Genomic DNA, 994 nt, shown 5'->3' on the forward strand with positions numbered 1-994 from the left:
GTGAGGTTGCCGGCCTTGTCGAAGCAGTACAGCCAGGACGCGGTGCGGGCGCCGGAGGACGTGTTCGTTTCCTTGGCGTAGGAGAGGCGCCCGGCGCTGTCGTACGTGTAGGCGGTCTTGCGGCCCGCGGCTGCGTCGGTGCGGCTGTAGATCTTCGTTCCCGGGTCGCCGGCGCCGGTTGTGTAGGTGTAGGCGAGATCGACCAGGGTGGCGCTGCCGTTGGTGGCCTTGATGGCGGTGGGCTTGCCGTCCTCGTCGAGGGTGGCCTTCTGGACCGTGCCGCCGGGGTAGTTGGTGTGGGTGCGCTTGTCGTTGTTGTTGTAGGTGTAGGTGGTGGTGCGGCCGGCCGGGTCCTTCAGCGATTCGAGGCGTCCGGCGTCGTCGTAGGTGTAGTGGGTGGCGCCCATGGGGTCGGTGTAGGTGTCCAGGTCCCCGGCCGCCGTGTAGGCGAGCGTCGCCTCGGAGTCGTCCTGCAGGGAGCGGAAGATCTCGCGGGAGAGGGTGTCGTAGGCGTAGTCGGTCTCGCCGGTGGCGTCCTTGCGCCAGGTCATGTTGCCGTCGTCGTCGTAGGTGTACTGGACGGTGGCGTTGGTGGAGGAGACCTTGGTGACGCGGTCGCGGTCGTCGTAGACGTAGACAGTCTGGATGCCGCGGCCGTCCTTGACGACGTCCGGGCGGCCCGCGTAGTCGTACGTGAGCGTGGTAGCGCCCTGCGGCGCGGGCGGCGTGACCTTCGTCAGGTTCCCCTTCGCGTCATAGGTGAACGACGTCTTCTTGCCCCGGGCGTCGGTGACCGAGCACTTCTGCCCCTTGAACCCACCACAGGTCGGGGTGGACGGGTTGTACTCCGCGGTCGTCGTGCCGCCCCCGGTGCCCGTGACGGCGACGGAGGTGGTGTTGCCGACCGCGTCGTAGGAGTAGTTCGTCTTGCTGTCGTCCGGGCTCTCGAACGTGCCGGGCACGTCCATGCCCGCCTTCGTCAGCCATCCCGTCA

At 67.8% G+C, this 994-nt stretch carries 1 pseudogene; it reads right to left on the bottom strand.

Annotation, left to right across the window (positions count from 1 at the left end):
* A pseudogene (locus E6R18_RS33845) lies at nucleotides 1-994 on the bottom strand (RHS repeat protein); the annotation flags it as partial.

This window comes from Streptomyces sp. A1277 (assembly GCF_004795015.1).
In the GTDB taxonomy this organism is placed as follows: Bacteria; Actinomycetota; Actinomycetes; order Streptomycetales; family Streptomycetaceae; genus Streptomyces.